The following is a 6,050-nucleotide window of genomic DNA, read 5'->3' on the forward strand; positions in this document are numbered from 1 at the left end:
TTAGGAAGAGGCGGCAAGCCTCTTAATCATTAGCCTAATGAAGCAAAGGTTGATCTTGGTCGTGGCATGGAATAACGTTCGCTCAAAGTTTTTTACCAGATTCTTACAACGCTCCATCCAAGCATTCGACCGCTCAATTACCCAACGAGCCACCGCCGGAACAAATCCAGATTTTCCTTGGGCGGCTTTCTCCTGTTTCGAGGGTTTGGTTGAAAGCTCAAATTTGATCTTCGTCATCACCTGTGGATAAATTCGCTCCAATTCCTGAGTCAAATAGTCCAAGTGATAACCATGATCTAGCAAGATTGTAATCTTTGGAATATTGACGGGTTTTGCCTTGAAATAGTCAATGTTTTGAGTCAGCATTTCAATCAACCCCGCGTCATCGGTCACATGGGCAGGTGTACAGTGAGTAAAGAAGGGAAACCCAAGCGTATCAACAGCAAGATGCCTTTTAATCCCATTGGTGGCTTTGTAAAAGCAAAATCCCTTCGACTCCACACTGACATTACAAGTGTTTTTCACGGCTTGGGAGTCAATGATGATCAAAGTCGTCCACTTCGGTTTTTTTTGACCTGTTGACGCACTTGTTGATGTAAAACATTCATCAGTTGCTCGAAGACTCCTGCGGTTCGCCAACGCTTGTAGTGCCAGTAGACCGCCCTTGTAAGGGGGCAGGTCTCTGGGTAAATCACACCAGATGAGCGCCATTTTTGAGTTGATAGAGGATGCCATTGACGATCTCCCGTCTTGTCCAATTAGAAGGACGGGTTTGCTTCTTGGGAGGTAGGATCTCAAGCAACAGGGGTTCAAAGATTTCCCATTCTTCATCAGTGAGGTCACTAGAATAGGGCATAGTCGCTGCATTAGGTGATTTCGAGTACCTTAATCCAAGACCTGTAAGATGTCAAATGGGTTCTATAGAATAACTTTGCTCAGTGGTCAGCGATTGGTTGATTTTGTATTAGGGCGACGTTGAAGGTTGTGACAATCTAGGTGGCAACTACTATAAAGAGTACGATCGCTGTCTTTCAGAAGTCGGTAGTCCTACAAAAGTAAGGATAGATTATAGTGATGTACAAAATACCAGATGGCTCCAATGTGGTTATCCAATTTTTTAGAGAAAGACAAGGTTTTGCGGACTAAACGGGAAACACGTTGTCGCACCCGTACAGTTAAATCTCTCTGGTCTAATTTGTCTTACCACTATTCTTGCCAACAGCCCGATGCCTAGAATTGGGAATTACTTGCTCTACGCTGACCAAAAATCTGTGTAACAGACGGCGCACTGCTTATACACTGGTGGCAACGACTGCCATAAGCCGTAAGCACCGCTACGAGAACGAGTACCTATGTAAACTCCTACAATTTCTCTACTATTCACATCTAAGGCTAACCACACCCATTGTTTATTACCTTTGTTACTAACAAACGACCACATCTCATCGCCTTGAATCGTTAACCGCCCCTTTTTTTCTCCTCAACCTTAACTTGTCGTGGAGTTGCCTGATATTTCCCGTTGACCTAAGGAGCGTAACCATTGCTCTGACACTCCCGTTACTCTAGTAATCCCTGCCAAAGACAGCCTTTCCAACAGCAACTTGTCAATTAAATCTCGGGTATCCTGACTAATCACCTTCTTCGTCGGATTCTGGACAAACTGCCTGCTACAAGCTTTGCACTTGAATATTTTGCCGACCGTTATGGATCTTGCCGTTCTTTACAACAACAGTTGTTTGGCATCGCGGACAAGTGAGCGGAGATGCTGACATGGTTGAGTATTAAAAGACATCTCCTCTATACTTACATCCTTACTTCTGTAGGACTACCCAGAAGTCTACCTCCAGAAACCGAGTCTGGTCGGCGTGGGCAGATCGGGAGTCATATCTCAGTTTGATAGACGGGATCTTCACCCGTATCTGATCGAGAGTTCAACCGTTTCTATTGCTAGATTTTGGCTCGCAGCGTTATGTACGGTTTGGATACCGTGATTCGCGCTACAACGAATCGCACCTTTTCTCCAACCTGTTCCTCTCAGTTATTCTAATATTTATTTGAACAATGAATTATCCCTGGGTATGGACTACTACAAGCAGCGATATCAGCAGCAAATCCTCAACCATCTGAGGCACAAGGCTCACTCTCTCGGCTTTGACCTTGTTGCTCAACCTACTGCCACCGAGAGTGTTTCTTGAAAGAGGGCTATACTGACGTTGAAACTGGGAGTGACTAATTTTTTGTGCCACTGCACCGCGAAAAACGGCGCTCGGCAGGACGTGCCAATATTGTATAGGCGGCGTAAGAGCCGATCGCAAATGCTGCCATGACACCAGACATAGCAATGGCAGTGTGTCCATCATATAGGAAAGCCACTAATCCACTCGCCAGTGAGCCGCCTAACATTTGCAGAAATCCGACTACAGCGGCTGCAACTCCAGCACTTTCTGGTACTGGCTGGATGGCACAATGCATGGCATTCGGTGAAATTATTCCGCGACAAAAAGTATTTAGCACCAGCAACGGCATGAGCAGTGCAACTTGCGCTGCACTACTCATTGACACAATCACAAGTGCCAGTGTGGAAATGACAGCAACAGTTAAGCTAATACTAAGTAATCGTGAAGGTGGCGCACCTTGGATACTCCAACGCCCATTCAGGAATGCACCTACCACGCTCCCGAAGGCGGTTGATGCAAATAGCCAACCGTAGACTGTGGTTGAGACACCAAAAACGTTGAGCATCACTAGTGGCGATCCGGCAACGTAGGCGAACATACACCCAAAGTACAGTGCATTGACAAGGGCATAGCCAAGGCAAATTGGATTCCTGAGAATATTTCCGTAATTATTGATTAGCCGACGTGGTTTGATAGCAGTTACATCACGCCTCTCTAGGGACTCACTCAATCCGAAAGCAACAGACAGCACAAGCAATAATCCTCCTACAGCCAGCACACCATAAATCGCTCGCCAACCTGTAAGCACCAAAACCCACCCACCGATTGTAGGTGAACTCATCGGTGCTACACTCATTACTAAGTTGACGTAAGAAAGCTGCGCCCGTGCTTCTGCTCCATCATATAAATCTCGGATTATTGCTAACGTTACTACCATGCGAGTACCAGCACCAGTACCCTGAACTAAGCGCCAAGCAATCAGAGTACCAATTGATGGTGCCGCAGCACAGATTGCACCAGCCAACGTAAAGATTGCACAGCCCGTGATTAAAACTGGTCTACGTCCATAACGATCAGAAAGTGGGCCAAAACAAAGCTGCGCGATCGCAAAACCAAGCATAAATAAACTAAGTGTTAGTCCTACCGCGCCTGGTGAGGTTTTCAACTCTGCACTGATTATGGGGAATGCTGGTAGCCCCATATCGATTGACAAGGGCAGTAGTGCAGAAAGCGCCCCTAGAAGGAGCGTAAAGCCTAGAGATTTGGGTTGAATTTGCATTTTTTTAGCTGGCTAAAAGGGGCATGGTGGTAAACTCAGCTTTTCATTACCTTGTTTGATAACTAAATTTACTTAAGAATAAAGACCACTTTTTACAAAGTCATTCTGTCGTTACAATATGATTATTCTTAGTAAAAGTTTTTGAGTATTTTCATTAGTTGATAAAAGGTGCTTTATCTTAACCTCTCACAGATATTGCTTGTAGAGTAGCTGCGCTCATGTGTTCGTAAATTTTACTAAATTCAGTATGCACCGAACGCAGATGAGCAATTGCTGCCTGCTTGCTGTTATTAGGAACTAGGAAATCCTCAATAGCGTATTCACCTGAATATAGATTGCGTTTTAACAAGCAGATGAGTTCGGACCAATTCACCATACCGATACCAACGCGTGACCATTCCCAAAACCAGCCTTTGTCACTAAAGAACCAAGACATATTTTTCACATGCACATTATCGATTTGGGAACGAATTAACTTCAGACCAAATTCCCAATCTTCTTTGCCTTCAACCATCATGTTGGCGGGGTCGAAAGTAATCGCGATACAGCTAGGGTCGAGGTCATTAGTTAACAGGTAAGCACTGCTAAAACTACTCATTACCGTTCCCCAGTGCAGTTCTAGTAATATCTTGACACCTGCTTTGTAAGCTTTACGTTCGAGATGGCGCAGCGTCTTCTTTAAAGTGTCGATCAACTCCACTGGTTCGCAGTTAGTGACTTCAAACGAAGGAATGGTTGCTTTGACATTAGCTATTTTAGCTATGGATGCACCACAGCTTTTGGGTAGAACCAGGCGTGCTTTTGGCACACCCATTTTCTGGCAGCATTCAAGTAGTTGGTCGATGGATTTATTATCTTCCACAGGTATGTAGGTGTTGAGGACTGGCACCGATAGACCTGCCTGTTGCAGTTGTTTCTTGATGAAAGAACCTGTACTGCTCAACTCCTGCAAACTTTTGTGGTAGTCATCACTCACTCGCAGTTCGATTCCATGATAACCAGATGCTAAGGCGATTTCCATTGCATCTGTAAACGAAAAGTTGAGTAAAGTTGCCGTACATAAATTCAGATTTAGAGACATTGCTTACCTCTCAATACGGTTAATGTGGTGGAAGATGAGTCTCACTGCGCGATCGCCTGTTCGATTATTGAGTTAAATTTTCGCTTGGTGTCTGCGTTCAGCGCCTTGAGAGCATTAAGGTTCTGCACTCGAGGAAGCAGAAGGCAAAGTTGCTCTGCGTCGCTCCAACTTTGACTCACTCTACTGTAAAACAATTGCAAAAACGTTCAAAGTAAAAAAGCAGGATAGAAAAGAGGTGCAATCTCAACTAAGCTTTCCCAAATCGGATAATCGATAATTCGTCGTAAATTGCACTTAAAATGACTGTAATACACGCAGTCGCAGCGATACAATGTTACAAACATACAGATATCAGCTTCGGTAAGGCGATCGCCACATAAGTAGTGCTGCTTACTCAAAACAGTTTCCCATCGTTTCAAATGCTCAAACAGTTCAGTCACCGCTTCTTCGTAGGCTGCTTGTGAAGTAGCAAAACCAGCGCGATATACACCAACGTTAATTGGCAGATAAATTGCATCAATCGTCTCATCAATCTGTCGTTGTAAATCTTGTGGGTATAAGTCTATTTTCTGCGTTGCCAATGAAGCAAACTCTACGTCAAGCATCCGCATAATTTCAAAAGATTCATTGTTGACAATTGTTAAAGCTCGTTTATCCCACAGCACCGGAACTGTGACTCGCCCTGTATATTTGGGATTAGCTTTCACATAAATTTCTTGCAAATACTGAGCGTGATTTGCCTCGTCAAAAATAGCTCCTGGCGGTTCAGTAAACATCCATCCCTTGTCGCCAAGAATCAGATCGGCAAAGGATACTGAAATGGCAACATTCAATCCTTTGAGTTCTCGCATAATTAAAGTGCGGTGCGCCCATGGACACCCCAGGGAAACGTAGAGATGATAACGTCCTGCTTCTGCCTTAAACCCGCTTTTTCCATCTACGATCGCGAAACGTTGTTGGTGTCTCATGGAACTTAGCATTTGAACGTGGTTTATTCCCATCGGTTGTCCATTTGCCTTCAATCATCCTTCCTAATGCCATAATTGCCTCCTAACTAGGGATTGCCTGTGAACTACAAAATTTATACTTCTAAACTTTTGGTGATCACTTCCAGATCGCGTCTTTACTTTCTTAATAATGTAAATTTCTTAAAAATTATTAACCATACCTTTTCCGCAAGCTACCCCTTTATGCTTTCTAGCCCAAGGCTTCTCTTTCAAGGGTAGAAAAGAGCCAATTTTCAACAGGGTGGAGTTTCGCATAGAACAACATTTCATTTAACCAAGCTGTGAAGATATCAAAAATATCATTCACAACATCTAATGCCTGTTGTTTCGTCTCCGAACTTAAGGCAATAGATGCGAGTGGAACGTCGGCATTATCATCTCTAACGGCATGACCTGTTTCAACAGCTAGATGAAACTTGCCAAAGTAAATAAGTAGTCAGGTGGAATTAAACTTAAAACGCTCTAGGGCATAACCACCTTTGACACTACGAGCTTCCATTCCATCC

General features: G+C 44.0%; 5 protein-coding genes and 1 pseudogene. All 6 read right to left on the reverse strand.

The window, feature by feature from the left end; all coding sequences use genetic code 11:
- The 6 genes and pseudogenes from C7B70_RS20335 to C7B70_RS20360 all read right to left on the reverse strand — a co-directional run bounded on the left by C7B70_RS20335 (window position 1) and on the right by C7B70_RS20360 (window position 5,505).
- Complete coding sequence (locus tag C7B70_RS20335; RefSeq protein WP_199192403.1) at window positions 1-735, reverse strand: transposase; 735 nt, start codon at window positions 733-735, stop codon at window positions 1-3.
- Entirely contained in the window at window positions 692-856 is a 165-nt protein-coding gene (locus C7B70_RS27170) for a transposase (protein WP_199192404.1), read from the reverse strand. The genes C7B70_RS20335 and C7B70_RS27170 overlap by 44 nt, the downstream gene beginning before the upstream one ends.
- A gap of 191 nt (window positions 857-1,047) precedes the next feature.
- Window positions 1,048-1,772 (reverse strand): annotated as a pseudogene (locus C7B70_RS20345) (IS1 family transposase).
- A gap of 457 nt (window positions 1,773-2,229) precedes the next feature.
- Window positions 2,230-3,456, reverse strand: a complete 1,227-nt coding sequence (locus C7B70_RS20350; protein ID WP_106370804.1) for a multidrug effflux MFS transporter — start codon at window positions 3,454-3,456, stop codon at window positions 2,230-2,232.
- 178 nt (window positions 3,457-3,634) lie between these two features.
- A complete protein-coding gene (locus C7B70_RS20355) occupies window positions 3,635-4,537 on the reverse strand; it encodes a sugar phosphate isomerase/epimerase (protein WP_106370805.1) in 903 nt (300 codons plus the stop codon).
- A gap of 206 nt (window positions 4,538-4,743) precedes the next feature.
- Window positions 4,744-5,505, reverse strand: a complete 762-nt coding sequence (locus C7B70_RS20360) for a glutathione S-transferase family protein (protein ID WP_233221015.1) — start codon at window positions 5,503-5,505, stop codon at window positions 4,744-4,746.
- Window positions 5,506-6,050 lie beyond the last annotated feature (545 nt).

This window comes from Chlorogloea sp. CCALA 695 (assembly GCF_003003885.1).
GTDB lineage: Bacteria > Cyanobacteriota > Cyanobacteriia > Cyanobacteriales > Chroococcidiopsidaceae > Aliterella.

Bases quoted from the DNA above. Each gene is read 5' to 3' on its own strand.
- C7B70_RS27170 (WP_199192404.1), bottom strand. From the start codon at position 856: ATGCCCTATTCTAGTGACCTCACTGATGAAGAATGGGAAATCTTTGAA.
- C7B70_RS20350 (WP_106370804.1), bottom strand. From the start codon at position 3,456: ATGCAAATTCAACCCAAATCTCTAGGCTTTACGCTCCTTCTAGGGGCG.
- C7B70_RS20355 (WP_106370805.1), bottom strand. From the start codon at position 4,537: ATGTCTCTAAATCTGAATTTATGTACGGCAACTTTACTCAACTTTTCG.
- C7B70_RS20335 (WP_199192403.1), bottom strand. From the start codon at position 735: ATGGCATCCTCTATCAACTCAAAAATGGCGCTCATCTGGTGTGATTTA.
- C7B70_RS20360 (WP_233221015.1), bottom strand. From the start codon at position 5,505: ATGAGACACCAACAACGTTTCGCGATCGTAGATGGAAAAAGCGGGTTT.